The sequence below is a fragment of the Microbacterium sp. MEJ108Y genome, assembly GCF_000834175.1.
Classification (GTDB): Bacteria; Actinomycetota; Actinomycetes; order Actinomycetales; family Microbacteriaceae; genus Microbacterium; species Microbacterium forte.
Genome location: NZ_JXQX01000012.1, coordinates 252,187 through 277,389 on the forward strand (window position 1 = coordinate 252,187; position 25,203 = coordinate 277,389).

Genomic DNA, 25,203 nt, shown 5'->3' on the forward strand with positions numbered 1-25,203 from the left:
GGATCAACGGAATTCGGACGTGCCCTCGTCGTACTGCTCGCCGAGGTTCGTGTTGGTGGTCTCCGCATCCTGCGTGCCCGTGATCAGACCCTGGAGCTCCTGCACGATCACGTCGTAGAAGCCGGGAGCGGGCCAGTCCGGGTAGAACGAGAGCCCGTCGGCGTCGAGCACGCCGTTGAAGGTCTCGATGAGCGCCGCGCTCTTCTCGTCGGTGATGTCGGCGGTGTCGGCGGCGACCGGGAGGCCGCCGTTGTTGCCGATGATCGCCTGGATCTCGGGGCGCATCGTGATGTCGATGAACTCGTAGGCGAGCTCCTTGTTCGCGGCGTTCTCGGGGACGACCCAGAGGTTGCCGGACGAGCCGAGCGACAGGTCGGCGCCGGGGAACGCGGTCATCGTCCAGTCGAAGCCGGTCGCCTCCGACACGAAGCGACCGAACCACCAGGATCCCGACACGAAGATCGGCGAGGTGCCGTTGATGAACGAGACGCCGGCGTCCTCGGCCTTGACCGAGGAGACGTCCGAGGCGATGTAGCCCTTCTCGACGTAGTCCTTGAGCGTCTCGGACGCGGCAGTGACCTCCGGGCCCTGCCAGTCGACCTCGCCGTCGTACAGCTGGTAGGAGTCGACGAAGCCGCGATCGCCTTCGAGCAGCGCGAGCTGGTACCAGAGCTGTCCGAGGGGGTACTCGGCGCCGGCCTCGGCGAGCGGGGTGACGCCCTGCGCGACGAACGCGTCGAGGACGTCGACGAACTCCTCGTAGGTGGTGGGGATCTCGAGACCCGCCGCGGCGAAGGCATCCTGGTTGTAGTAGACGCCGACGAACTCGCCGTAGTTCGGGACGCCGAACCACGTGTCGCCGCCCATGACGCCGTCTTCGGAGTATTTCGCGGTGGTCTGCAGCGAGGGAGCGAGCTTCTCATCCCATCCGTACTCCTCGACCGCGTCGGAGATGTCCGTGATCAGTCCGGTGGAGGCCAGGAATCCCGCCGTCGCGTTGCCCTTGTTGAACTCCATGAGGTCGGGTGCCGCGTCGGTGTCGAGCACCTGGCTGGCCGTCTTCTGGATCTGCTCGAAGGACTTCTCCTCGAACTCGACGGTCGCTCCGGTCTCTTCTTCGAAGATCGCGATCGCCTCGGCCCAGGCCTTTCCCATGGCGCTGTCCGCACCCTCGTAATGCCAGAGCTTGAGGGTGTCTCCGTCGCCGCCCTCGTCTGCCGAACCGGCAGTGCAGCCGCTCAGTGCGATGCCTGTCGCGGTGAGCGCGGCGAGGGCCGCCAGCGTCTTCGTCCTGCGTGTGGTGCGTGCCATCGTCGGCACTCCTTTCTCAGTGGCCCTGGGGCCGGACACTTCAGTGGGTCGGGTGTTCAGTTGTGATGAGGCGGTCGTCGAAGCGTTTCGACAACAGCGATGCGGCTGCGTTCTCGGCGGGTGGTCACTCCCGGGCGGGGGCGATCGAGCCGGCGACGTGGTACTCGGGGGGGATGAGATGGATCTGGGCGGGCGTGCCCGGCTCTTCCAGGTGCCGCACGGCGAGATCGACGGCGAGCTCGCACGACTTCTGCGGCACGAGCGGGATCGTGTCGACGGGAACCGCGAGCGAGGACGTGTCGAACGAGGCGGCGGCCGAGATCACCGACACGTCCTCGCCGACCGTCAGCCCGTGGGCTGCGATCGTCTCGAGGAGGATCTCGTGCACATCGCCGACGGCGTGCACGATGAACGCACGGACGCCGCGGCTCAATGCCATCTCGGCGGCGGCGCGCACAGCGGACGCGTCGGTCGTCGTGTCTCCGGTCGTCGCCCAGTCGAGGTCGACTCCCCGCTGGGCCGCTCGGTCCTGCACGCCGAGGAGCAGTCGTCGGGGGAAGTTCGACTTGCGGTACGAGACCTCGGTCTGTCCGAGCAGGGTGACGGAGGTGTGCCCGGCATCGGCCAGTCGGTCGACGGCGAGATGCCCTGTGCCTTCGAAGTCGAGGTCGACGCAGGTCAGACCGTCCGCGTCGTCCGGGATGCCGATGAAGACGGTCGGGGAACGCAGGGATCGGGCGATCTCCGCTCTCTCGTCGTCCGGCGCCACGTCGAGCACGAGGATGGCGTCGACGAGGTTGCTCGCGGCGACGCGGTTCATCCCCTCGGATGCCTGCTCGTCGGTCAGCAGCAGGATGTCGTAGCCACGGCGGCGGGCGGCGACTGCTGCAGCGAGCACGAAGGCCATGTGCGTGGGGGCGTGGGTGTCGGCACGGAGAGGCTCGGTGAGTCCGAAGATCTGCGTGCGGCGGCCAGCCAGCATCCGTGCTCCGGCATCGGGCTCGTAGCCGAGCGTCTGGACCGCGTCCTCGATGCGCCGACGCGTCTTCTCCGAGACCGGGCGCTTGCCGCTGAGCGCGTAGGAGACCGTGCTGATCGACACTCCGGCAGCCTCGGCCACCTCGTGAATCGTCGTCATCAGGACTCCGTCGTCGCTATCGGTTCATCGTCGAAGCGTTTCGCTTGCGCTTCCGAAAGTGATGATAGGCAGAGTTCGACGCCGCGCGCAACACTTTTGTGGTCATCCACAACAAATTCGTGCTCGAGGCTGCGGGAGCGGTCCCATCACGTCACCGGACAGGGCGACGGGGCCTCGATGGGGGAGGGGATTCGAGACCCCGCCGCCGGTCTACGAAGTGACGCGGATCTGGGCGATGACCTCTGAGTACTCGGTCTCGCCGACCGGAGTGAACCCGACCCGCAGGAAGAACGCCTCCGGGCCGTCTTCTCCGGCCTCGTAGATGACGTTGACGTGGTCGAAGCCGCGGTTGCGGGCCTCCTCGAGCAGGCTCTCGACCGCGAAGCGGCCGACGCCCTTGCCCTGGCCTTCAGCGTCGACGTTGATGCGCCACAGCACCGAACGGAAGTGCTCCTCGGGAGCATCGGCGTCGAAGTTGGCGCTGACGAACCCGACGACCTGATCGTCTTCGAGGACGACCCGCTGCCAGGAGGTCTGCGGGTTGATGACCGTCGCCGCGATGCCGTAGGACACCGGAGCGAGGAACTGCTCCTGTCCGGGCTTCAGCGACAGGTTGTTCACGGCGACGATCGTCGCAGCTGAGAGTTCGACCATGCGCAGTTCGGACATAGTCACAGGCTAGCCCCTCGCGGGGGTGCCCGCGCAGAAACCTCGACTTTCGTCAGGGGTGCGCACGCGCAGAATGCCGGAAGTCGATGTCGGCGCCTCCTCGCGGCGAACGTGCGCCGGGAGCGCCTCAGGTATCTTGGTATCGAGACAAATATGCCCTCGCGAACGGAGAACCTCCTGGTGACCGACGACGCCATCATCTACACCTACACGGACGAGGCACCGGCTCTCGCCACCGCCTCCTTCCTGCCGATCATCAAGGCCTTCACGGGGCAGGCGGGCATCGAGGTCGAGACCCGCGACATCTCGCTCGGCGGACGCATCCTCGCCGCATTCCCGCAGAAGCTCGCTCCCGAGCAGCAGGTGGGCGACTCGCTCGCCGAGCTCGGCGGACTCGCGACGCTCCCCGAGGCGAACATCATCAAGCTCCCGAACATCTCGGCCTCGATCCCGCAGCTCAAGGGCGCGATCGCCGAGCTGCAGTCGCAGGGATACGACATCCCCGACTTCCCGGACGAGCCGACCTCCCTCGAGGAGAAGGACGTCCGCGCTCGCTACGACCGCATCAAGGGCTCCGCGGTCAACCCCGTGCTGCGCGAGGGCAACAGCGACCGCCGAGCGCCTCTGGCAGTCAAGAACTACGCGAAGAAGCACCCGCACCGCAACAAGCCGTTCGCGGAGGGCTCGAAGACCCGCGTCGCGACGCTCGGTCACGACGACTTCAAGCACAACGAACGCTCCTGGGTCGCCGCACACGACGACGTCCTGAGCTTCCGCCACACCGCCGCTGACGGCACCGTGACGATTCTGAAGGAGGGGCTGAAGGTCCTGCCGCGCGAGATCATCGACGCCACGTTCCTCTCGGCCGCGCACCTCGACGCCTTCCTCGCCGAGACGATGGAGACGGCGAAGAACGACGACATCCTCTACTCGGTGCACCTCAAGGCCACGATGATGAAGGTCAGCGACCCGATCATCTTCGGGCATGTCGTGAGGGTGTTCTTCAAGGATGTGTTCGCTCAGTACGGTGACAAGCTCGCTGAGGCGGGCCTCAACCCGAACGACGGTCTCGGGTCGATCCTCTCGGGTCTCGGCGGCATCGCCGGCGGCGAGGAGATCGCCGCAGCCTTCGACCGCGCCCTCGCCGAGGGCCCGCGCGTCTCGTACGTGAACTCCGACAAGGGCATCACGAACCTGCACGTGCCCAGCGACGTGATCGTCGACGCCTCCATGCCCGCGCTCGTCCGCAACGGCGGCAAGCTGTGGGGCGAGGATGGCGGCGAGGCCGACACCCTCGCGGTCATCCCGGACTCCTCGTACGCGAGCGTCTACCAGGCCGTCATCGACGATGTGATCGCGAACGGCCCGCTCGACCCCGCCACGATCGGCACCGTGCCGAACGTGGGGCTCATGGCCCAGGCGGCCGAGGAGTACGGCAGCCACGACAAGACCTTCGAGATCGCCGCTCCCGGCACCGTCCAGGTCCTCGACAGCGAGGGCACCGTGCTGATCGAGCACGAGGTCGGCGCCGGCGACATCTGGCGCGCGACGCAGACCAAGCACATTCCGGTCATGGACTGGGTCAAGCTCGCCGTCACGCGCGCTCGCGCCTCGGGAGCGCCCGCGGTGTTCTGGCTGGACGCCAACCGCTCGCACGACGCGCAGATCATCGCCAAGGTGCACCAGGGTCTCGCGACGCTCGACACCAAGGGGCTCACGATCACGATCCTCGCCCCCGAAGAGGCCACCCGCTACACGCTCGCGCGCATGCGTCACGGCCTCGACACCATCTCGGTGACGGGCAATGTGCTGCGTGACTACCTCACCGACCTGTTCCCGATCCTCGAGGTCGGCACCAGCGCCAAGATGCTGTCGATCGTCCCGCTGCTCGCGGGTGGCGGACTGTTCGAGACCGGTGCCGGTGGCTCTGCGCCCAAGCACGTGCAGCAGCTCGTCGAGGAGAACTACCTGCGCTGGGATTCCCTGGGCGAGTTCTTCGCGCTGGCCGCATCGCTCGAGCACTTCGCAGACCGCACGGGCAACGAGAAGGCCCGCGTCCTCGCGGAGACGCTGGACGCTGCGACGGGAACCTTCCTCGAAGAGGACCGCTCTCCTGGTCGCGCTCTCGGCACGATCGACAACCGCGGAAGCCACTTCTACCTGGGGCTCTACTGGGCGCAGGAGCTCGCGGCGCAGACGAAGGACCCCGAGCTCGCGGCGTCGTTCGCGCCGATCGCCGCCACGCTCGCGGAGAACGAGGAGAAGATCGTCTCCGAGCTCAACGCCGTGCAGGGCAAGCCCGTCGAGATCGGCGGCTACTACCGCCCCGACGACGCACTGGTCGAGGCCGTCATGCGCCCGTCCACGACGCTGAACGGCATCGTCGACGCACTGAGCTGACACGGACAGACGAAGGAGGGGCCGGATGCACGTGCATCCGGCCCCTCCTTCGTCGTTCTCCGCGACACGCAAGGCCGCGGCCTTCAGAGCCGGGCGATACGCAGGGCCGCGGCCTTCAGAGCCGACTGGTCGCCAGCTCTGTCGGGAGCGAGGCTCAGTAGTGGACCGACACCTCGAGGCCGACTGGCGACCACTCGTAGACGTACTTGGCGACGTCGATCGGCATGTTCACGCAGCCGTGGCTGCGCGGGTTGCCGAAGTCGTTGTGCCAGTAGGTGCCGTGGAAGCCCTCGTCGCCGTTGAAGTACGTGACCCAGGGGACGTTCGGCGTCTCGGTGATCGACCCGTCCGGCTCGCGGCTCTTCATCGTCTGCTCGCGCACATGCGCGTAGACCCGGAAGTTGCCGGTGTCGGTGGGCGTCGCGCTCTTGCCCGACGAGATCGCCCAGGAACGGACGACGGCGCCGTTCTCGATGAGAGTCGCCGTCTGAGAGCTCAGGTCCACGTCGATCTTGCGAACCAGGTTGACCGATTCGAACGGGGTCTCGGTCACCTCGATGGGGAAGACGCCCTCGCCGGCCTCCAGCTTCGCCGCGACGTCTGATGCGAGGCTCGAGGTGTCGCCGATCGTGCGGCCGTTGGCGCCTTCGGCGACGGTGCGGAGGATCTCGCCCCCGGAGTCGACGATGTTCGTCGCGTTGACGGGTTCCCGGTTGACGGCTGCGGGAAGGGCGTCGATCGTCGCTTGGATCGCGGCTTCATCTGCGACGACGCTCAGCTCGCCCTCGTCATCGACGACCGAGATCCAGGTCGAGGCGGTCGCCGGGTCGACGGGGACCGTGCGCTCTTCGCCGATGTAGAAGCCGATCGAACCCAGCATCGTGTTCAGTGAGGTGGCAACGGTCGTGGCGTCCTCGTCGGTGACGGCGGGGGCAGCTTCGGCCGGGGCGCCGGAGAACTCGAGGCTCTTTCCGCCGTCCGCGATCGTCGCGACGATCGCGGCGGTGAGGCCGTCGACGTCGACGCCCGTGCCCGGTGCCGAAGGCGTGATCGCATAGCCTCCGCCCGCGGCGTCGAAGACGACGCCGGCATCGACCGGGTCTTCGAAGCTTGACGGCACTGCCTCGCGCAGCGCGGATTCCGCGGTGGCGGGGTCGAGAGTGATGTCCCCGGCGACGGGATCGCCCATCCATGCGGTGACGTTCCAGAGCGGACGCTCCGCGAAGGCCGCGTCGGCGAGCGCGGTCGCATCGATCGCGGCACCGAGGTCGGCTCCTGTCAGGACGATGTCGTCACCGGCTCCGGTGAGAGTGACCTCGGTCTCGGCGACGTGAGCCTGGATGGTCTCTGCGGCGGCTCCGGGAGTGAGCCAGCCGACGGGGATTCCGGCGACAGTCGTGCCCGGGGCGATCAGGATCATCGATGCGGCGCCTGCGCCGAGGGCCAGGGCTCCCACGCCGAGGCCGATCCACAGGCCGAGACGCTTCTTCTTGGGAGCGGGCTCGTTCGGTGCCCAGGCGAGCTCCCGGTCGCCGCTGCTCGGCGGCTGGGAGTCGGTGGGAGCATTGCCGGAGTCGCCGGGCGCGCCGTTCTGCAGCTGGTCACCGGAGGCGGTCGCCTCGGTCAGCTTCTCGGTCTTCGCATCCTGCGCTGAGATCAGATCGGTCACGAACATCACCCCCCGGTTTCTCGCGTGTCTTTAGCAATATGCTACGCGATCGCGTATAACGGGGAGGCAACGGTCCGCGGACCTGTGGAGATCCCTCTCGCGTCAGTCGGTGACGACCGCGAGGCCGTCGATCTCGACGAGCATCTCCTCGCGCGGGAGACCGGTGAAGACGGTGGTGCGCGACGGCAGGACGCCGCTGGTCGTGTGCGCGGTCACGAAGGCGCCGTACGCATCGTTCATGATCGCGAAGTCCTCGCGCTTGGTCAGGTAGACGCGCAGCATCACGACATCGTCGAACGTCGCTCCCGAGGCCTCGACGATCGCCTTGACGTTCTCGAGGGTGCGCGTGGTCTGAGCCGCGACATCGCCCGGGAAGAGATACTCGTTCGTCTGGGGATCGACGGGACCCTGACCGGAGACCTGCACGATCGGGCCCTTGCGGATGCCCTGCGAGAAGGTGTGGGCGGGGGCGGGGGCGGCGTCGGTCGACACTCGGATCTTCGCGGTCATGAGGCCAGCCTAGTAGCCTTGTTAGATGCCTCTACAAATCCCGGATCCTGTTCTCGGCACCTGGGCGAAGGGTTTCCCCTCGCGATCCGCGGGGCTCCGACTCTCGGAGGTCGCCGGGGCGGGTCTGCACCTCTCCGACCTCGTCACTCCGGTCCTGACCGTGCATGAGGCCGCGCTCGCGCACAACGAGTCGACCGTCTTCGCGTGGGCGGAGCGACAGGGTGTGCTCCTCGCGCCGCATGGCAAGACGACGATGGCACCGGCGCTGTGGCAGCGACTTCTCGACGCGGGGGCGTGGGGCATCTCGGTCGCGACGCCGTGGCAGGCGGAGGTCGCCGTCGAGGCAGGGGTCTCCACCGTGCTCATCGCGAACTCGGTCACCGATGGCACGGCCGCACGCCATCTCGGCGAACTGCTCGCTGCGGATCGCGATCTGCGGATCCTGTGCTGGGCGGACTCCGTCGGCACCGTCGGCATCCTCGCAGACGCGCTCGAGGGCGCTGATCGCCCGCTCGACGTGCTCGTCGAACTCGGCGGCAGGGGTGGCCGCACCGGCGCCCGCAGCGTGGAGGAGGGCGAGCGCATCGCCCAGGCGATCCTCGAGGCACCCGGTCTACGGCTCGCCGGCGTCACGGGATACGAGGGTCCGTTCGGCCCCGACCGGGAAGACGCATCGGTCGCGGCGGTCGACGCCTATCTGTCGACGCTGGTCGAGCTGCATCGACGTCTCGCCTACCCGCCCGACGTCCGCCCCGTGCTCAGCGCAGGCGGCAGCGCTTTTCCCGACCGAGCCGCGGCGGTATTGGCCCCGCAGCGCGAGGATGCCGACATCGTGCTGCGCTCGGGGGCATTCCAGATCCACGACGACGGCTTCTACTCGCGCATGTCGCCGTTCGGCCCGCTGACATCGACGGAACCGCTGCGATCGGCGATGCATGCCTGGTCGCGCGTCGTCTCTCAGCCAGAGCACGGACTCGCACTCCTGGATGCGGGGCGTCGCGACGTGCCGTTCGACCTCGATCTGCCCGTGCCGCAGTCGGTCGAAGGACGGATCACCGCTCTCAATGATCAGCACGCGTTCCTCGACCTCGCAGACGGCGCGGATGTCGCCGTCGGCGACGTCGTGCGCCTCGGGTTGTCGCACCCGTGCACGGCCTTCGACAAGTGGCGAGTGGTGGCGATGATCGACGACCCGGACGCAGCGGATCCGCGTGTGATCGGAGCGGTGGCGACATGCTTCTGAGCGCCGAGAAGCCGGTGCGGGTCTACCGCGGTGCCACGGTGGTCGACGGCACCGGCGCCGAGCGGTACGTCGCCGATGTCGCGGTCGAGGGATCGCGCATCGTGGCGGTGATCCGCGAGGGCGACGAGAGGCGGCTGGAGCTGCCGGCGGATGCGGTCGAGATCGTCGCCACGGGGTCGGTCCTCGCGCCCGGTTTCATCGACATGCACGCGCACAGCGAGCTGGCCGTGCTGCGCGGAGCCGCGCACGACGCCAAGATCCTGCAGGGCGTCACGACGGAGGTGCTCGGCCAGGACGGACTCGGCTACGCGCCGCTCGACGATGCGGCAGCAGCAGTGATCCCCGCTCAGATCGCGGGCTGGAACGGCATGCCGTCCGCTGCCCCCTGGCGCTCGATGGGTGATCTGCTCACCGCGATCGACGAGGTGTCGGTGGCCAACGCCGCCGTCCTGGTGCCTCAGGGCAACCTGCGGATGATGGTGGTGGGCCACGAGAACCGCGCGGCGACCGGCGAGGAGATCGCGGAGATGTCCGGCATCCTCGGCGAGGCCCTCGACGCGGGAGCGTTCGGGATGTCGAGCGGGCTGACGTACACCCCCGGCATGTACGCCGACACCGCCGAGCTGGAGGCGCTCTGCCGCGTCGTCGCCGAGCGTGGCGGATACTGGGCGCCGCACACCCGAAGCTATGGCGGGGGAGCCCTCGACGCCTACCGTGAGGCGCTCGACATCGGTCGCCGCACGGGGTGCCCGATCCATCTGACGCACGCGACGATGAACTTCGCGCCGAATCGCGGACGCGCGGCGGAGCTGCTGGCACTCGTCGACGAGGCGCTCGACGACGGCGTCGACGTCACTCTCGACACGTACCCCTACCTTCCCGGCGCCACGACGCTGTCGGCGTTGCTTCCGAGCAGGCTCGCCGAGACAGGTGACCTGCTGGCGACCATCGCCGCCCTCGACGAGGCGGGTCGCGAGGCCGTGCGCGTCGAGCTCGAGGAGATCGGCTGCGACGGATTCCATGGAGAACGCGCCGACTGGTCGGCGATCCAGATCTCCGGCACTTCCTCGCCCGACCTCGCAGACCTCGTCGGGCGCACCGTCGACGAGATCGCCGCATCGTCCGGCAGACGCGCCGTGGACGTCGTGCTGGACACCATCATCGAGGACGGCGGTGCGACCGGCATCCTGATGCACATCGGAGACGAGGACAACGTCCGCGCGATCATGCGGCACCCGCGCCATTGCGGCGGCAGCGACGGGATCCTGATCGGGGCGCGACCGCACCCGCGGGGCCGGGGAACCTTCCCCCGCTATCTCGGGCACTATGTGCGCGAGCTCGGGGTCCTCTCCCTCGAACAGGCCGTTCGGCATCTGTCCGGCACGCCGGCGATGCGACTGGGCCTCGATCGGGGCGACGCACCACGAGGCCTGATCCGCGAAGGAGCGACGGCCGATCTGGTGCTGTTCGATCCCGAGACCATCTCGGCGGGGGCGACGTTCGATGAACCGCACCGCGCGCCGGCCGGGATCGACGAGGTGCTCGTCGGCGGTGTGCCCGTGGTGGTGGCGGGTCGCGCGTCCGGCGCGACGCCGGGTCGTGCTCTGCCCATGACTCCCGCGCCCCATCGTGCGCCCGTGCCGAACATCCGCTCGGTGATCGACCCGGCTGCTGCCCCTTTCGACTGGACTGCTCGCACACCGGTCACGGCTCCCGACGCGCTCGCCATCAGCGCGTCCCGTCTCGGCGGCCTTCGCGCGGCTCCGGACTCGCCCGCCGCGATCACCCTCCGCATCGACGAGTCGCTCTCGGACGAGCCGTTCGCCCGAGAGCGCGTGGGCGCAGAAGCCTTCCGGGTGACCGTCGCCGCCCACGGGATCCAGGTCTCGGGTGCCAGCCCCGCAGGAGTGTTCCGAGGTGTCACGCTGCTGCGGCAACTGCGCGAACCGGGCGCTGATCGTGCACGGGTCCCCGCGGGGGTCTGGGAGTCCGCGCCCGCCTACGCCTGGCGGGGAGTGATGCTCGACGTCGCGCGGCACTTCCGCCCCGTCGAGGATCTCGAGCGACTGGTCGATCTGATGGCCGACCACCACCTCACGCACCTGCATCTGCACCTCACCGACGACCAGGGATGGCGCTTCGACGTGCCGGGGTTCCCGCGTCTGACCGAAGTGGGCGGTCGCCGCGAGGAGACGCAGCGGGGCCACGGTCCTCACGCGACGGTCGAGGCCGGTGTGCACGAGGGGCACTACACGGATGCCGAGCTGCGCCGCCTTGTCGCCTACGCCGCCCAGAGATTCGTGACGGTCGTGCCCGAGGTCGAGCTGCCGGGGCATATCCAGGCGGGTCTCGCCGCCTACCCCGAGCTGGGCAACACCGACGTCGGCGAGCCTGTCGTCGTGCCGTGGTCGCGCTTCGGCGTGAATCCTCGGACGCTCGCCCCGACGGACGAGGCTCTCGCCTTCGGGCGGGCGGCGATCGACGCGCTGTGCGATCTCTTCGATTCTCCGTGGATCGGCATCGGCGGTGACGAGGTTCCGGTGACCGAGTGGGCGCAGAGCGCCGCTGCGCGCGAGCGGATGCGCGAGCTCGGTCTCGCGACTCCGCACGATGTGCAGCCGTGGTTCACGGATCAGTTCGTGGCGCACGTCCGCAGCCGCGGACGCACCGCCCTCGCCTGGGACGAGGTGCTCGAAGGCGACGTCCCCGAGGGAGTGCAGGTCCTCGCGTGGCGTGGCCCTGTCGCCATGCGGGAGGCGCTGCGGCGCGGCATCCCTGTGATCGCGTGCCCCGACCTCGAGGTGTATCTCGACTACCCGCAGTCGGAGTCGGGGGAGGAGCCGATCAGGGTCGGACCGCCGCTGCCGATCGAGCGCGCGTACGCGCTGCGCGTCGAGGACGGCGCGTCCGGAGGGCAGGCCAACGTGTGGACCGAGCACCTCCCGACGAGAGACCGTGTCGACTTCGCGATGTTCCCCCGTCTCGCGGCGATCGCCGAGCGACTGTGGGACGGCGGCGAACCTCCCCCGTACGAAGGGTTCGCCCGCAGGCTTCCGACCCACCTCAGACGCCTCGCGGAGTCAGGGGTGCGGTATCGTCCTCTCGACGGTCCGACACCGACGCAGAGGCGTCCTGGAGTACCGGGAAAGCCCCTCACTCGAGAGGCCCGGCGGGAGATCGTGGCCGGGCTCGTGGAGCGCCTGTCCGGGTCCCACGGCACCGCCGACGGGGTACTCTCGGCATAATGTAACGTTTCCGTAACCCTCCCTGTGCTACATGAGGCAGGGGTTGCGAAATTTTTGTTCGTAAGGTCTACTAACAAACATGTCCGTATCGGATGGATCGCGTCCTTCGACGTCGCCAGATTACGTCGCCGCGAGCGCACACGCCTTCGGCCCCGGGCGCCACCTGCGCTCTCGATCGAAGGTGCTCCCGGAGCACGCTCGCGGCCACAACCGCGCTCTCGTTCTGCAGACTCTCTACCACTCGGGCGCGATGAGTCGTGCGGACCTCTCACGAGAGACCGGCCTGACCCGAGTCACCATCTCGGACCTCGTCGCCGAGTTCATCGCCGACGGCATCGTCGTCGAGATGGGAGTGCGCGAGACGGTCGGACCGGGCAAGCCTCCGATCCTCATCGACATCGACCGCGTCGGTCACCAGATCATCGGACTCGATCTCTCGGGCCCCCATGCGTTCGTGGGCGCGCTGCTCAGTCTCGACGGCGACGTGCTCGAGCGCCGCGAAGTGCCACGGCCCGAGAGCGCAGACGGCGACGCCGCCTACGCCGCCACCCTCGAGCTGGCGCGCGCGCTCGCCGAGACGGCGACACAGCCCATCCTCGGCGTCGGAATCGGCAGCCCGGGTGTCGTGCGCCCAGACGGCGTCGTGCTCAGCTCGCCGAACCTGGGGTGGAGCAACCTGCCTCTCGAGGCGAAGCTCGGCATCGATCTCGACCTGCCGGTGCTCGTGCGCAATGACGCCAACGCCGCCGTGCTCGCCGAATACACGTTCGGCGAGGCGAAGGCCGACTTCATGCTCATCAAGATCGGTCGAGGAGTCGGAGCAGGGGTCATCACCGGCAGCCAGCCGCTTCTCGGCAGCCGCTTCGCCGCAGGCGAGATCGGGCACGTCGTCGTCGGCACAGACGGCGGTCCCCGCTGTGCGTGCGGCAAGGACGGCTGTCTCGAGGCCTGGTTGAGCGAGACGCGACTGCGCCCGGCCATCGCGGCCGCTCCCGAGTCACGTGACGAGATCCTCCGCGACGCCGGAACCCGCATGGGCATCGCGATAGCCCCGATCGTGGCGGCCCTGGATCTCTCCGAAGTGGTGCTCTCAGGCCCGGAGGATCTGCTCGACGGCGTGCTGATCGACGCCGCGGTCGAGACCCTGCACGCACGCACGCTCGAGGGCGTCTTCGAGGATGCGCTCATCCGACGCACGCATCAGGAGGACATCGTTCTGCGCGGCGCTGCCGTGATGGTGCTCTCCAGCCAGCTGGGCGTCTCGTGATCTGCGCCTGCGGACGTGACCGCAGCCTCGACACGAAGACGAGCAGGAGCGCCATCCGATGACGGGTGCGATCCCCGTCGGCCTGTCCGGTCGACCCGTTCGAGTGGGCCTGGACGTCGGCGGAACCAAGATCGATGCCGTGGCGGTGTCGCCCGACGGAGACATCCTGGCGCGCCTGCGTCGTCCGACCGGATGGGGCGAGGAGGCGGTCGTGGTCAGCATCATCGACGCCGTCGACGCGCTCGCCGTCGACGGAGGGTTCACCCGCTCCGCCGTCGAGTCGGTGGGCGTCGGCATCCCCGGGCTCGTCGACGCGGATACCGGCAGAGTCCTGCATGCCGTGAACCTCGGTGTCGAGTCGCTGGATCTCGCCGGTCTCGCCGGTCGACAGCTGGGGATCCCGGTGCGGGTCGAGAACGACGTGAAGGCGGCCGCGCTCGGTGCTGCGGTGCTGCGCGGCGTCGACGGCTCGATGGCCTATCTCAACCTCGGCACCGGTGTCGCTGCCGGCATCGTCATCGACGGCACGATCTGGCGTGGCGCGCGGGGGACCGCCGGCGAGGTCGGACACCTCTCGGTCGACCCGAACGGACGGCTCTGCGGCTGCGGGCAGCGCGGATGCATCGAGACCTTCTGCGGCGGTGGCGCGCTCGCCCGTGCCTGGGATCGACCGGGGGCGTTGCCGGTGCGCGACATCCTCGACGCGGCCGAGGCGGGCGATGAGCGCGCCGCCGGTCTGCGCGCCGACCTGTTCCACGGCGCAGCGGCGGCGGTCAGGGCCCTCGTGCTCTCCGCAGACGTCGAACGTGTGATCATCGGCGGCGGCCTCACCTCGCTCGGAGAGAGACTCTTCGCGGGCGTCCGCAGAGCCCTCCAGACCGGCGCCGAGGCTTCGCCCTTCATGCGCTCGCTGCACCTGGATGACAGGATCGAACTGCTCCCTGCCGGCTCTCCCGCCGCGGCCTTCGGGGCAGCGGTCGTCGGCGCAACCACCCCCTCCAAGGAGATCGTTTCCCATGGCTGAAGTCGTCATCGTCGAGAACGCAGAAGCAGCGGGCGCACTGGTCGCCGCCGAAATCGTCGAGTTGATCGACGGGCGTCCGGATGCCGTGCTCGGCCTCGCCACCGGTTCGACGCCCCTTCCCGTCTACAAGGCCCTGCATGAGAAGCTCGCGGGTCGCGATGTCTCGCAGGTGCGCGGTTTCGCGCTGGACGAGTACGTGGGACTCGACCCGGCTCATCCCGAGAGCTACCGCTCGGTCATCACCCGCGAGGTCGTGGAGCCCCTCGGGCTGGACCCGCGCCGGATCCACGTGCCCAACGGCGCACAGGAGACGATCCAGCACGCGGGCGACGACTACGAGACCGCCATCGAGGCAGCCGGAGGAGTCGACCTGCAGATCCTCGGCATCGGCACCGACGGACACATCGGATTCAACGAGCCGGGGTCGTCGTTCGCTTCGCGGACACGCGTCAAGACACTCACCGTCCAGACGCGCGAAGACAACGCGCGCTTCTTCGACTCGATCGACGACGTGCCGAAGCACTGCATCACGCAGGGTCTGGGAACGATCCTTCGCGCGCGTCACCTCGTGCTGCTCGCCTTCGGCGAGGGCAAGGCTCGGGCGGTCGCGGACGCCGTCGAGGGGCCGCTGTCGGCCATCCTCCCCGGTTCGGCCATCCAACTGCATCCGCACGCCACCGTCGTGGTCGACGAAGCCGCCGCGTCTCGCCTCAAGCTCTCCGACTACTACCGCTACACCTACGCCAACAAGCCGAGCTGGCAGGGCATCTGATCCGATCGGCCCTCAGGCCCGCGTCGCGGGCCACGCGAGCGGCAGCAGGTGTTCGACGCTGAGCGGCGCGAGCGGCAGCGTCTCGGCGTCGGCGGGGGTGATCCACCGCAGCTCGGCGAGCTCGGCCTGCACGACCACCTCGGCGGCGGCGATGGACACCGAGAACGCTTCGGCCACGACCCGGTGACCCGGCTCGTTCGCCGCCTCGGAGACGAACGTGCCGAGGGGCTCGAGGTCGGCCTCGTCGAGTCGCAGGCCGAGCTCTTCGTGCAATTCGCGGATCAGCGTCTGCGACGGCGTCTCGCCGGGCTCCGGTTTGCCGCCGGGCTGCATGAAGCGCGTCGTGCCCTGCTTGCGGACCACCAGCACCCGGCCGGTGTCGTCGACGATGACCGCCGCGCTGACGTGGATGTCAGGCATCGGGTGCGAACACCTTGCCGGGGTTGAGGATGCCGAGCGGGTCGAACACCCGGGTGATCTGACGCTGCAGCTCCCACTGGTCGTCTCCGAGCTCGTCGGCCAGCCAGCGGCTCTTCAGGGTTCCGATCCCGTGCTCGCCGGTCAGCGTGCCACCGAGGGCGATCGCAGCCCGGAACAGCTCGTCTGCGGCGGCCCAGACCTCAGCGGGTGGCTCGGCGCCCTCGAAGATGAAGTTCGGGTGCAGGTTTCCGTCTCCCGCGTGCGCCACCGTGGGGATGGTCATCGAGTAGGCCTTCTCGATACGGGCGATCTCGTCGAACATCGCGGGCATCGCACTGCGCGGCACCGACACGTCCTCGATGAGGGTCGTGCCGAGAGCGGACATCGCAGGGTGCATGGCGCGACGTATCGCCAGCAGGCGCTCGCCTTCGTCGCGGTCGTGCGAGACCTGAGTCACACCGCGGTGAGAAGTCAGGATCTCGGCGATCGTCGTCGCCTCGGCGACGGCGGCCGGGCCATCCGTCTGGATCGTCAGCTGCGCGCTTCCGGCGGCGGGGGAGGGCAGCTCCAGCAGGGCGGCGACAGCCGCGAGGCTCGCCGAGTCCATCAGCTCCATGATCGCCGGCTGCACACCGGACGCGGTGACCGCGGCGGATGCGGATGCCGCTGTGCGCACGTCGGGGAAGATCGCCGTCACCGTGCAGGTGGTTCCCTCGACGAGTCGGCGCAGCTTCAGCGTGGCGCCGACGACCACGCCGAGAGTGCCTTCCGAGCCGATCACGAGCGAGGTGAGGTCGAGCCCCGTCACGCCCTTGACGCTGCGGTGACCGAGGCGCATCAGGCGGCCGTCCGCGAGCACCAGGTCTACCCCGAGGACGGCGTCCTTCACGACGCCGTACTTCGCGCAGAGCAGCCCGCCTGCTCCAGTGGCGATGTTGCCGCCGACGGTCGAGATCGCCCGGCTGGCGGGGTCGGGGGCCCACCAGAGTCCGTGCTCTGCGAGGACGTCGTTGAGGTCGGAGTTGAGGATGCCGGGTTCGACGACGGCGAGCAGGTCATCGGCGCGGATCTCGCGGATCGCGGTCATACGGCGGGTGGAGAGCACGATCTCTCCCTCGCCGCCGTTCGCGGCACCGGCGAGACCGGTGCCGGCCCCGCGCACCACGACGGGCGTGGCCGTGCGGGTGGCTATGCGCATCACGGTCTGGACGTGTTCGACGGTCTCGGCATGCACGACCGCGAGGGGCTGACCTGGCGCTGCGTGCCCTGACCGGTCGGCGCGGGCTTCTTCGAGGATCGCGGCATCGGTGTCGACGATGTCGCCGAGTGCGGCGACGAGCTGGTCGAGAGCGCTCATCGGATGCGACGCCGCCCGCTCACCACTCCGGCGCCGACTGCGACCACGGCGAATGCGGTGCCGATGATCGGCTGATCCATCAGCCACCACGCGATCGTGACCCCGACGTAGATCAACAGCTCGACGACGACCCGCAGGAACGGGTGCAGGCGCAGCACGGGACGCGGGGAGAGGAAGAGAGCCCAGACCAGGATCACGACCAGGGGAGCACCGATGCCGATGACGACGTTCCACGGGAACGGCCACAGGGCGAATCCCCACAGCGCGAGCGTGCCCACGGCGACGATCAGGACCACCGATCGGACGATGTCGAGGGCGGTGATGTTCGGGCGGTCGACGCCGGGGACGGAGGCGGGATCCTGGGGCATGGATCCAGTCTATTCGCCGCAGATGACGGGTCAGAGCGCGGGGACGGCCTCGTCTGCCGCGGGGACGGCCTCGTCGACTGCGGGTGCAGTCTCGTCGACGGGAGCGGTCTCTTCTTCGACCGCCGGCTCGGCCGGAGGAGCCGTCTCCACCGGAGCGGAGGGCTCGACGGGCGCGGCCGGTTCGGGAGCCGGAGTCTCGGGAGCGACCTCCGCGTCGGGAGCCTCGACGGGAGCCGCGGGGGCGGCCTCGTCGGGTGCAGCGGGGGCGGCCTCGTCCGTCGGCTCCGGTGCAGGCACGACCGTGTCGTCCGGGGTCGGGACCGCCGGCGCGTCCTCGACGGGATCTTCGGCTGGCGCACCGCAGGCAGGCGCGAGCAGGACGGATTCGAGGGTCACCCCGAGCGCCGAGAGGCTGGTGGTGACCGGCAGGACCGGACCGGCCTCTGTCGCATAGTGGATCTCGACCGTCGCGCCGAGGAGGATCTGCACGAGTCCGGGTCGCAGCTCGATCGTTCCGGTTCCGGCGTCACCCAGCGATGTGCTGTCGGCACCACCGTGACTGCCACCGAGCAGGGCCTCGATGTCGGCGCCCGCTTCACCGGACACGTTCAGGGTCACATAGGTGATGGCTCGAGCGTCGAGACACAGGTCGGCGAGGCTGACCACGATCGGGGTCGTCGGGACCGCCGGTTCGCCGGGGTTTTCTTCTCCGGGGGTTTCGCCGCCGGGGTTTTCTTCTCCGGGGGTTTCGCCGCCGGGGTTCTCTTCTCCGGGGGTTTCGCCGCCGGGGTTCTCTTCTCCGGGAGTCTCTTCACCGGGAGTCTCTTCTCCGGGGACATCCTCTTCCGGAGCCGGCTTCGATGTCTCGACCGGAGCCGACGGCGCGACGATAGCGGGCGCGATGTCCTCGGCTGGCTCAGGGGTGACGGGCGCCTCGACCGGCGGCGTGACCGGTTCGGGTTCGGTCTCCGCATCGTCGACGATCGGCGTCTTCTGGTCGGACATCGATTCGTCGGGTCCGACATCGGCACTGATCGACGAGGAGTCGCTGTCGCCGGCACTGGGCAGCGATGCCGCTGGTGACGCGCCGGTGAGGCTCGGGATGATGGTGGCAGCCGCTACGACACCCGCGACCACGAGAGCGGCTGAGCCAGCGCCCACGAGCGCGCCGACACCGCTGAAGATGCCGCCGCTGGTCGCACCACCGGCTCCGCCGCCTGCTGCACCGCCGCCTGCTGCCCCGCCACCGCCCGTCGTGCCGCTGCCTGCTGCACCGCTCGAGGACGCCGCTGTCGCGCCTCCGGCGACGACGACCGCGCCCTCGGTGATTCCCGAAGGCATGGCCGCGAGCGCGACGATCGGGGTGCCGCCGCCCTGCAGCGTGGCGAGATAACCTGCGGAACCCGTGATGCCGAGGACGAGCGGGAGCAGCACGAGCGCCAGCCGCTTCGACACGTCCTTGGCCTCGGCGGCGACGATCATGCAGCGTGCGCACTCTTCGAGGTGCTGCTCGAGACGGTTGTGGTCTCGATTGCTGAGGTTGCCGCGCGAGTAGGCGCCCAGATGCTCGATGGTCCACTGGCAGTCGGAGCCCGCGGCTGCGCTGCGGAGATGGGCCTGGATCCAGGCTTCGCGAAGCCCTTCGCGCGCGCGGAACGCGAGCTGCGAGACGGCGCCCGCCTTCATGCCGAGCAGGGTCGCCGCCTCCTGCGGCTTCATCTGCTCGATCTCGGTGTACCAGAGCACCTCCTGCCAACGGGAGGGAAGGCTGCGGAACGCCTGCGCGGTCAGGCTGCGATCGAGGGCCTCGTTGGCCGCCTGGTCGGTGCTGTCGGGGTCGGCGACGCTGTCGAGCTCGTCGATGGCCGACTCGCGGCGAGAGCGGCCCCAGGCCGCGGCGGTGTTGCGGATGCTCGTGAACAGATACGCGCGGAACGAGCCGTTGGGCCCGCCGCCCTTGACGATCGCCTGATAGATGCGGGTGTAGGACTCCTGCACGAGATCGTCCGGGTCGATCGACGACGTGATCGACCGGGCGACGGACATGCCGGAGGGGTAGTGCCGCCTCCAGAGTTCGCCGAAGGCCGCTGCGTCACCCGAGCGGGTGCGCAGGACGAGATCGGCGTCGGCGATCGTTTCCTCGTGCGAAGTGCTGTCCTGATCCATGTCATCCATCTGTCGTGGAGCGCGAGTGCGCGTCCACATGAAGAGACGCGTGAACCCCATTTTCATCACGCGCCGTCTCCCATTCTCTCTCCAATCTCCCAGGCTTGCCACCCCTTCCGAGAAACTGGCCGCGAACTGCCCGCCCCGATAAAGCCCTGGTCACGCGCAGATCGATCGCTTCTGGAGAACAACCTCAGAAAAAGATCCGGGGAACCGCGTAATGAATCGGCATCGCCTTCGTCTCATCAGGTGAGACAGCCATGGGGCTCCACCGGGGGGCGGAGCTCAGGCGCTGGTGCAAGGGGCAAGTGCACCGGCATGGCGGGTCGGGCACCTCGGGGGAGGAGCGCTCGGCCCGCCAGCTCTCGCGCAGGGGAGGGAAATGTGACAGGGCCGCCGATCTGGGGAACGGCGGCCCTTCACCCACTTCGGCGGCGTGGCGGCAGAGCACCACTGCACTTCGAATCGCTCGCGGCGTCGGACCGCGCGACACCGGGTCGCTCGACATCACGCTCGCGACATCCGACTACGGGCGATCGCCCACCCACACGCGCACGACCTGCAGCTGCGCATCCATGAGCACGGCGTCACCGATGTACCCGACAGCGAGGCGGCCGAGTCGGTCACCGTATCCGATGGCGGCCGCCGGAGTCTCCGTGAGTGCGCGCACGGCCTCCGTGAGCGGTGCCCCCGCAGCGACCGCCCGGCGCAGCGCGTCGTCCTGGGTGAGGGTCGATCCGGCGATCGAGCCGGTGTCGTCCGCGCGCGCTACGCCGTCTTCGACTGTGACGCTCACGGCGCCCAGGTCGTAGTGGCCGTCGGCACTGCCCGCGGCAGCCATGGCGTCGGTGACGAGCGCCACGCGGCCGGGTGCCGAGTCGAACACGAGCTTGATCACGTGCGGATCGAGGTGGACGCCGTCGGCGATCACCTCGAGCACCACGCGGCGGTCGCCGGCCGCGGCCAGCACCGGCCCTGGCGCGCGATGGTGGATGCCGGGCATGGCGTTGAATGCGTGTGTCAGCACGGTCGCGCCTGAGTCGAACGCGGCGACCGCTGTCTCGGCATCCGCGCTCGTGTGCCCCACCGCAGCGACAGCGCCGGCATCGACGATCAGCCGGATCGCGTCGAGGCCACCGGGCAGCTCGGGCGCGATCGTCACCTGCCGGATCGTGCCGCGGCCGGCATCGAGCAGTCGAGCGACATCGTCGCGCGCCGGAGCCAGCAGCAACGTCGGCTCATGTGCTCCGTGGTGCGCAGGGTCGAGGAACGGTCCCTCCAGATGCGAGCCGAGGATGTCGGCATCCGTCTCCATCAGGTCGGCGATCTCCGCGACGCGCTGCGCGAGAGCGTCGACCGGCGCCGTGACGAGCGAGATCACCGATCTCGTGGTGCCGTGCGAACGGTGCAGAGCACGAGCCTTGCGGATCGCCTCCGCGCCGTCGTCGAATGAGGCGCCCGCGCCGCCGTGGCAGTGGATGTCGATGAAGCCGGGCGTGAGCACGGCATCCGGTCCGGCGACGACGGTCGCATCGACGACCTCGTCTGCCCTGCTCCACGACTGTCCGGTTCCGACGGCGACGACTCGGCCGTCTTCGATCCGCACCCAGGAGTCTGCGACCTCGGCGCCGTGCTCGATCAGTCGGGCGGAGTGGATGACGAGCGATCCTGTCGCTGCGGAATCGGTGGTCATCGTTCGCTCCAGGGAATCTCGGCTGCGGGGTGGAAATCGACGCCTTCAGCCTTCCACAGCGGGGCCAGCCCGCCGAGCCGTGCGCGGAACGACTCCCAGTCGCGGCCGGACGCGCGCTGTGGCGACCAGGCGACCTCGGCGTGGGCGGCGGCCCGCGGGAACACGAGCCGCTCGACATCGCTGAGGCTGCGGGTCGTCTCGCTCCACAACGGAGCCTCGATGCCGAGGATCGCCGCCTCAGGCACGTCGAGCGCCGCGGTCGGTTCCCATTCGTATGCCGTGCGGACGTCGATGATCGCGGCCCAGGTCAACCCGAGCGGGAAGTCCGCGGAGTACTTCATGTCGAGGTAGGCGACGTCGGCGGTCGACATGATGAGCGCGCCGCCGCGCTCGACGAAGTGCGCGGCCTCTGCGGCATGCGATCCCTCGGGATTGGTCTTGCCCCAGTACTGGCCGATCGTGCCCTCGGCGATGTCCTTCGCCGCGCCGACCTCGTGCCACGCCAGGGGGATCTTGCCCTCCTCGAAGACGATCGCGGTCGCGCGCTCGACGAAGTGATCGAAATCGGCCTGAGGGGTGCCGAGCGACTCGTCTCCGCCGATGTGGATGAACGGACCGGGTGTCATCTCGGCGAGCTCCCGCACGACGTCGCGCACGAACTCGTACGTGCGCTCCTCGTGGATGCGGACGCTCGAGTGTCCGACGCCCCACCCGAGGTAGGGCTCGCCGGCCACGGGGAGCGGCTGACCGAGGCGCGCCGATTCGGCGATCAGGCTGTCGTTCATGACCGGGTCCTCGACGAGCTCGGGATACGCGACGCCGATGGCGTGCGTGTGGCCGGGAAGGTCGATCTCGGGGATGACGAGCATGTGCCGCTCGGCCGCGTAGGCCACGATCTCGCGATAGTCGTCCTTCGTGTAGAAACCTCCGGGATCGCCGAGCGATGCGGTCGATGACGCGAGTTCGGTGAGCTTGGGCCATGAGTCGATCTGGATGCGCCAGCCCTGGTCGTCGCTGAGGTGCAGGTGCAGATGGTTGAACTTCAGAGCGCTGGTGCTGTCGATGAACTTCTTGACCTCGGCGACGTCGAAGAAGTGCCGTGTGACGTCGAGCATCACGCCGCGGCGCTCGAATCGCGGCGCGTCCGTGATCTCGGCGTGCAGCAGCGCCCACCCCTCGTCGCCGTCTCGGAGCAGCTGCAGCAGAGTCTGCACCCCGTAGAAGAGTCCTGCCTCGTCGCCGCCGACGACCTCGACGGAGTCGGCGACCCTGAGCGTGTAGCCCTCGGGGGCGACGGCGGGGTCGACGCGCAGCACGATCGCCGAGGTCGGGTCTGTCGTGTCCGTGGAGTGGGAGAAGCGGATGCCGCTGCGTCGCTCTGCGGCATCGATCAGCTGCCGCGCGGCCGGCGAGTCACCGATGACTCGCGTGTTCTCGGAGACGGGCCACCGACCGTCGCCGGCGACGGCGGAGGAGGGGAGGGGAACAAGGGGCATGGAATGGGGAAGGACCATGAACAAAACCTACCCTGCGCGGAGTCGGCAGCACAGGGAAATCCGCTATGCTTTCTCACGTCGCGACTGGCGTCTGGGTGGACTACCACCGGGGAGCGACTGACCACGGAATTCGACCGCGCGCCTGGGCCGATAGGTATACCCCTTCGAATCCGTCGTCAGAGGAGCAAGTCATGACCGATCGTTACTTCAACGCCCCGCTCGCCGAGGTCGACCCCGAGATCGCACAGGTTCTCGACCGCGAGCTGAAGCGTCAGCAGACGTTCCTCGAGATGATCGCATCCGAGAACTTCGTCCCCGTCTCGGTGCTTCAGGCGCAGGGTTCGGTGCTCACCAACAAGTACGCCGAGGGCTACCCCGGACGCCGCTACTACGGCGGCTGCGAAGAGGTCGACGTCGCCGAGTCACTGGCGATCCAGCGTGCCAAGGACCTCTTCGGCTCGGAGTTCGCCAACGTCCAGCCGCACTCGGGAGCATCGGCCAACGCCGCCGTGCTGCACGCGATCGCCCGCCCCGGCGACACACTGCTCGGCCTCGCTCTCGACCAGGGCGGTCATCTGACGCACGGCATGAAGATCAACTTCTCGGGCCGCCTCTACGACATCGTCGCCTACGGAGTGGACCCCGAGACCTCGACGATCGACATGGACGAGGTGCGTCGCCTCGCGGTCGAGCACAAGCCCAAGGTCATCATCGCCGGCTGGTCGGCCTACCCCCGCACTCTCGACTTCGCCGCCTTCCGTGCGATCGCCGACGAGGTCGGCGCCCTGCTCTGGGTCGACATGGCGCACTTCGCCGGCCTCGTCGCCGCAGGCCTGCACCCGAACCCGGTGCCGCACGCACACGTCGTCTCCTCGACCGTGCACAAGACCATCGGCGGACCCCGTTCGGGCTTCATCCTGACGAACGACCCCGAGATCGCGAAGAAGATCAACACGGCAGTCTTCCCCGGACAGCAGGGCGGCCCGCTCATGCACGTGATCGCCGCCAAGGCGACCGCGTTCAAGCTCGCAGGCACCCCCGAGTTCAAGGAACGCCAGGAGCGCACGCTGCGCGGAGCAGCGATCCTCGCCGAGCGTCTGTCGCAGCAGGATGTGAAGGATGCCGGCATCGGAGTGCGCTCCGGTGGCACCGACGTGCACCTGGTGCTGGTCGACCTTCGTGAGGCGGAGATCGACGGCAAGCAGGCCGAAGACCTGCTGCACGACATCCACATCACGGTGAACCGCAACGCGGTGCCCAACGACCCTCGTCCGCCGATGGTCACCTCGGGCCTGCGCATCGGAACTCCGGCACTCGCGACCCGCGGCTTCGGCGACGCCGAGTTCACCGAGGTCGCCGATGTGATCGCTCTCGCGCTGCTGCCGGGGGCCGATGTCGAGGCGCTCCGTGCTCGTGTCGACGCGCTCGCCGCCGTCTTCCCGCTCTACCCGGACCTGCAGCAGTGACCGCGAAGATCCTCGACGGCAAGGCGGCGTCGGCCGCGATCAAGGCCGAGCTCACCGAGCGTGTCGCCGCACTGAAGGCGAAGGGCATCGTCCCGGGCATCGCGACCGTGCTGGTCGGCGCCGACCCGGCATCCCAGCTCTACGTCGGCATGAAGCACCGTCAGTCCGAGGCGATCGGAATGAACTCGATCCAGCGCGAGCTGCCGGCCGACGCCACCCAGGCCGACGTCGAAGCGCTGATCGACGAGCTCAATGCCGACCCGGAGTGCCACGGGTACATCGTGCAGCTGCCGCTGCCGAAGCACATCGACACGGATGCGATCCTCGAGCGGATCGACCCCGCGAAGGATGCCGACGGTCTGCACCCGACCAACCTCGGCAGGCTCGTGCTCAACGTCAACAACCCGATCCACACCCCGCTGCCGTGCACGCCGCGCGGTGTGATCGAGCTGCTGCTGCGCAACGACTACGACCTCACGGGCAAGCACGTCGCGGTCGTCGGACGCGGGGTGACCATCGGTCGTTCGATCGGGTTGCTGCTGACGAGGCGTGACCTGAACGCGACGGTCACGCTCACGCACACCGGCACGGTCGACATGCCGCGCTACCTGCGGGAGGCCGATGTCATCGTCGCCGCAGCCGGCGTGAAGCACCTCATCCGCGCCGAGGACGTCAAGCCGGGAGCCGCCGTGCTCGACGTGGGGGTGACGCGCGAGGTCGACCCCGAGACGGGCAAGAACCTGGTCTTCGGAGACGTGCATCCCGATGTCGCGGAGGTCGCGGGCTGGGTCTCGCCCAACCCCGGCGGCGTCGGCCCGATGACGGTCGCGCTTCTCATGACCAACGTCGTGGAGGCGGCCGAGCGGCTCGTCTGAGTCGCTGGGCGGTCTCGGAGCTCCAGAAGATCGGAGCAGCCTCAGGACACCAGAGAGGTCGCAGGGAATCCACGGATCCCTGCGACCTCTCTGCATACCTGCGAGGCGACGCGG

The 25,203-nt window shown here is 68.9% G+C and carries 19 protein-coding genes and 1 riboswitch; of the genes, 8 read left to right on the forward strand and 11 right to left on the reverse strand.

The genetic code is table 11. The features are described from left to right. Positions 1 to 3: 3 nt before the first annotated feature. The 3 genes from RU09_RS08050 to RU09_RS08060 form a co-directional block, all read right to left on the reverse strand. Positions 4 to 1,311 carry an ABC transporter substrate-binding protein gene (locus tag RU09_RS08050; RefSeq protein WP_042539304.1) on the reverse strand — a complete coding sequence of 436 codons (1,308 nt, stop codon included), beginning with the start codon at positions 1,309 to 1,311 and terminating at the stop codon, positions 4 to 6. Between the two features lie 124 nt (positions 1,312 to 1,435). Further along, positions 1,436 to 2,449, reverse strand: a complete 1,014-nt coding sequence (locus RU09_RS08055) for a LacI family DNA-binding transcriptional regulator (protein WP_042539306.1) — start codon at positions 2,447 to 2,449, stop codon at positions 1,436 to 1,438. 210 nt (positions 2,450 to 2,659) lie between these two features. After that, positions 2,660 to 3,118, reverse strand: coding sequence for a GNAT family N-acetyltransferase (locus tag RU09_RS08060; RefSeq protein WP_042539308.1), 459 nt, complete (start codon positions 3,116 to 3,118; stop codon positions 2,660 to 2,662). A gap of 180 nt (positions 3,119 to 3,298) precedes the next feature. Between RU09_RS08060 and RU09_RS08065 the strand changes: the two genes are divergently transcribed. Further along, a complete protein-coding gene (locus RU09_RS08065) occupies positions 3,299 to 5,518 on the forward strand; it encodes an NADP-dependent isocitrate dehydrogenase (protein ID WP_042539464.1) in 2,220 nt (739 codons plus the stop codon). 154 nt (positions 5,519 to 5,672) lie between these two features. Here RU09_RS08065 and RU09_RS08070 read toward each other — a convergent pair whose 3' ends face one another. Both RU09_RS08070 and RU09_RS08075 read right to left on the reverse strand, forming a co-directional pair. Further along, on the reverse strand, positions 5,673 to 7,193 hold the full coding sequence (locus RU09_RS08070) for a L,D-transpeptidase family protein (RefSeq protein WP_156145894.1): 1,521 nt from the start codon (positions 7,191 to 7,193) through the stop codon (positions 5,673 to 5,675). A gap of 96 nt (positions 7,194 to 7,289) precedes the next feature. Beyond that, positions 7,290 to 7,697, reverse strand: coding sequence for a RidA family protein (locus RU09_RS08075; protein ID WP_042539310.1), 408 nt, complete (start codon positions 7,695 to 7,697; stop codon positions 7,290 to 7,292). A gap of 25 nt (positions 7,698 to 7,722) precedes the next feature. Here RU09_RS08075 and RU09_RS08080 point away from each other — a divergent pair, with 25 nt between their 5' ends. The 5 genes from RU09_RS08080 (at position 7,723) to nagB (ending at position 15,248) form a co-directional block, all read left to right on the forward strand. Then, positions 7,723 to 8,940 carry an alanine racemase gene (locus RU09_RS08080; RefSeq protein ID WP_082041063.1) on the forward strand — a complete coding sequence of 406 codons (1,218 nt, stop codon included), beginning with the start codon at positions 7,723 to 7,725 and terminating at the stop codon, positions 8,938 to 8,940. After that, complete coding sequence (locus tag RU09_RS08085) at positions 8,931 to 12,185, forward strand: family 20 glycosylhydrolase (protein WP_042539312.1); 3,255 nt, start codon at positions 8,931 to 8,933, stop codon at positions 12,183 to 12,185. Before RU09_RS08080 ends, RU09_RS08085 begins: the two co-directional genes overlap by 10 nt. Before the next feature lie 79 nt (positions 12,186 to 12,264). Further along, entirely contained in the window at positions 12,265 to 13,452 is a 1,188-nt protein-coding gene (locus RU09_RS08090) for an ROK family transcriptional regulator (RefSeq protein WP_042539314.1), read from the forward strand. Between the two features lie 58 nt (positions 13,453 to 13,510). Continuing rightward, positions 13,511 to 14,476, forward strand: a complete 966-nt coding sequence (locus tag RU09_RS08095) for an ROK family protein (protein WP_042539316.1) — start codon at positions 13,511 to 13,513, stop codon at positions 14,474 to 14,476. Continuing rightward, positions 14,469 to 15,248: a glucosamine-6-phosphate deaminase gene (gene nagB / locus RU09_RS08100; protein ID WP_042539318.1), complete on the forward strand. Its 780-nt coding sequence runs from the start codon at positions 14,469 to 14,471 to the stop codon at positions 15,246 to 15,248. Before RU09_RS08095 ends, nagB begins: the two co-directional genes overlap by 8 nt. A gap of 12 nt (positions 15,249 to 15,260) precedes the next feature. Here nagB and RU09_RS08105 read toward each other — a convergent pair whose 3' ends face one another. From RU09_RS08105 to RU09_RS08130, 6 genes are all read right to left on the reverse strand, one after another. Then, a complete protein-coding gene (locus tag RU09_RS08105; RefSeq protein ID WP_042539321.1) occupies positions 15,261 to 15,668 on the reverse strand; it encodes an NUDIX hydrolase in 408 nt (135 codons plus the stop codon). Then, on the reverse strand, positions 15,661 to 17,025 hold the full coding sequence (locus tag RU09_RS08110; protein ID WP_042539323.1) for an FAD-binding oxidoreductase: 1,365 nt from the start codon (positions 17,023 to 17,025) through the stop codon (positions 15,661 to 15,663). The genes RU09_RS08105 and RU09_RS08110 overlap by 8 nt, the downstream gene beginning before the upstream one ends. Next, positions 17,022 to 17,393: a YrdB family protein gene (locus RU09_RS08115; protein ID WP_042539325.1), complete on the reverse strand. Its 372-nt coding sequence runs from the start codon at positions 17,391 to 17,393 to the stop codon at positions 17,022 to 17,024. Before RU09_RS08115 ends, RU09_RS08110 begins: the two co-directional genes overlap by 4 nt. A gap of 30 nt (positions 17,394 to 17,423) precedes the next feature. After that, positions 17,424 to 19,559 carry a sigma-70 family RNA polymerase sigma factor gene (locus tag RU09_RS18070; RefSeq protein WP_197065984.1) on the reverse strand — a complete coding sequence of 712 codons (2,136 nt, stop codon included), beginning with the start codon at positions 19,557 to 19,559 and terminating at the stop codon, positions 17,424 to 17,426. A gap of 526 nt (positions 19,560 to 20,085) precedes the next feature. Beyond that, a complete protein-coding gene (gene nagA, locus RU09_RS08125; protein WP_042539327.1) occupies positions 20,086 to 21,252 on the reverse strand; it encodes an N-acetylglucosamine-6-phosphate deacetylase in 1,167 nt (388 codons plus the stop codon). Next, positions 21,249 to 22,766 carry a family 20 glycosylhydrolase gene (locus RU09_RS08130; protein WP_082041065.1) on the reverse strand — a complete coding sequence of 506 codons (1,518 nt, stop codon included), beginning with the start codon at positions 22,764 to 22,766 and terminating at the stop codon, positions 21,249 to 21,251. Before RU09_RS08130 ends, nagA begins: the two co-directional genes overlap by 4 nt. 52 nt (positions 22,767 to 22,818) lie before the next feature. Beyond that, a riboswitch (ZMP/ZTP riboswitch) is annotated at positions 22,819 to 22,903 on the forward strand. A gap of 36 nt (positions 22,904 to 22,939) precedes the next feature. On the opposite strand from RU09_RS08130, the gene glyA reads away from it, so the two are divergent. Both glyA and RU09_RS08140 read left to right on the forward strand, forming a co-directional pair. Beyond that, positions 22,940 to 24,214, forward strand: a complete 1,275-nt coding sequence (gene glyA, locus RU09_RS08135) for a serine hydroxymethyltransferase (protein ID WP_042539331.1) — start codon at positions 22,940 to 22,942, stop codon at positions 24,212 to 24,214. Next, positions 24,211 to 25,089: a bifunctional methylenetetrahydrofolate dehydrogenase/methenyltetrahydrofolate cyclohydrolase gene (locus tag RU09_RS08140; RefSeq protein ID WP_042539333.1), complete on the forward strand. Its 879-nt coding sequence runs from the start codon at positions 24,211 to 24,213 to the stop codon at positions 25,087 to 25,089. The genes glyA and RU09_RS08140 overlap by 4 nt, the downstream gene beginning before the upstream one ends. Positions 25,090 to 25,203: the final 114 nt, after the last annotated feature.

Bases quoted from the DNA above. Each gene is read 5' to 3' on its own strand.
- RU09_RS08050 (WP_042539304.1), bottom strand. From the start codon at position 1,311: ATGGCACGCACCACACGCAGGACGAAGACGCTGGCGGCCCTCGCCGCG.
- RU09_RS08055 (WP_042539306.1), bottom strand. From the start codon at position 2,449: ATGACGACGATTCACGAGGTGGCCGAGGCTGCCGGAGTGTCGATCAGC.
- RU09_RS08060 (WP_042539308.1), bottom strand. From the start codon at position 3,118: ATGTCCGAACTGCGCATGGTCGAACTCTCAGCTGCGACGATCGTCGCC.
- RU09_RS08070 (WP_156145894.1), bottom strand. From the start codon at position 7,193: ATGTTCGTGACCGATCTGATCTCAGCGCAGGATGCGAAGACCGAGAAG.
- RU09_RS08075 (WP_042539310.1), bottom strand. From the start codon at position 7,697: ATGACCGCGAAGATCCGAGTGTCGACCGACGCCGCCCCCGCCCCCGCC.
- RU09_RS08080 (WP_082041063.1), top strand. From the start codon at position 7,723: ATGCCTCTACAAATCCCGGATCCTGTTCTCGGCACCTGGGCGAAGGGT.
- RU09_RS08085 (WP_042539312.1), top strand. From the start codon at position 8,931: ATGCTTCTGAGCGCCGAGAAGCCGGTGCGGGTCTACCGCGGTGCCACG.
- RU09_RS08090 (WP_042539314.1), top strand. From the start codon at position 12,265: ATGTCCGTATCGGATGGATCGCGTCCTTCGACGTCGCCAGATTACGTC.
- RU09_RS08095 (WP_042539316.1), top strand. From the start codon at position 13,511: ATGACGGGTGCGATCCCCGTCGGCCTGTCCGGTCGACCCGTTCGAGTG.
- nagB (WP_042539318.1), top strand. From the start codon at position 14,469: ATGGCTGAAGTCGTCATCGTCGAGAACGCAGAAGCAGCGGGCGCACTG.
- RU09_RS08105 (WP_042539321.1), bottom strand. From the start codon at position 15,668: ATGCCTGACATCCACGTCAGCGCGGCGGTCATCGTCGACGACACCGGC.
- RU09_RS08110 (WP_042539323.1), bottom strand. From the start codon at position 17,025: ATGAGCGCTCTCGACCAGCTCGTCGCCGCACTCGGCGACATCGTCGAC.
- RU09_RS08115 (WP_042539325.1), bottom strand. From the start codon at position 17,393: ATGCCCCAGGATCCCGCCTCCGTCCCCGGCGTCGACCGCCCGAACATC.
- RU09_RS18070 (WP_197065984.1), bottom strand. From the start codon at position 19,559: ATGGATCAGGACAGCACTTCGCACGAGGAAACGATCGCCGACGCCGAT.
- nagA (WP_042539327.1), bottom strand. From the start codon at position 21,252: ATGACCACCGATTCCGCAGCGACAGGATCGCTCGTCATCCACTCCGCC.
- RU09_RS08130 (WP_082041065.1), bottom strand. From the start codon at position 22,766: ATGGTCCTTCCCCATTCCATGCCCCTTGTTCCCCTCCCCTCCTCCGCC.
- glyA (WP_042539331.1), top strand. From the start codon at position 22,940: ATGACCGATCGTTACTTCAACGCCCCGCTCGCCGAGGTCGACCCCGAG.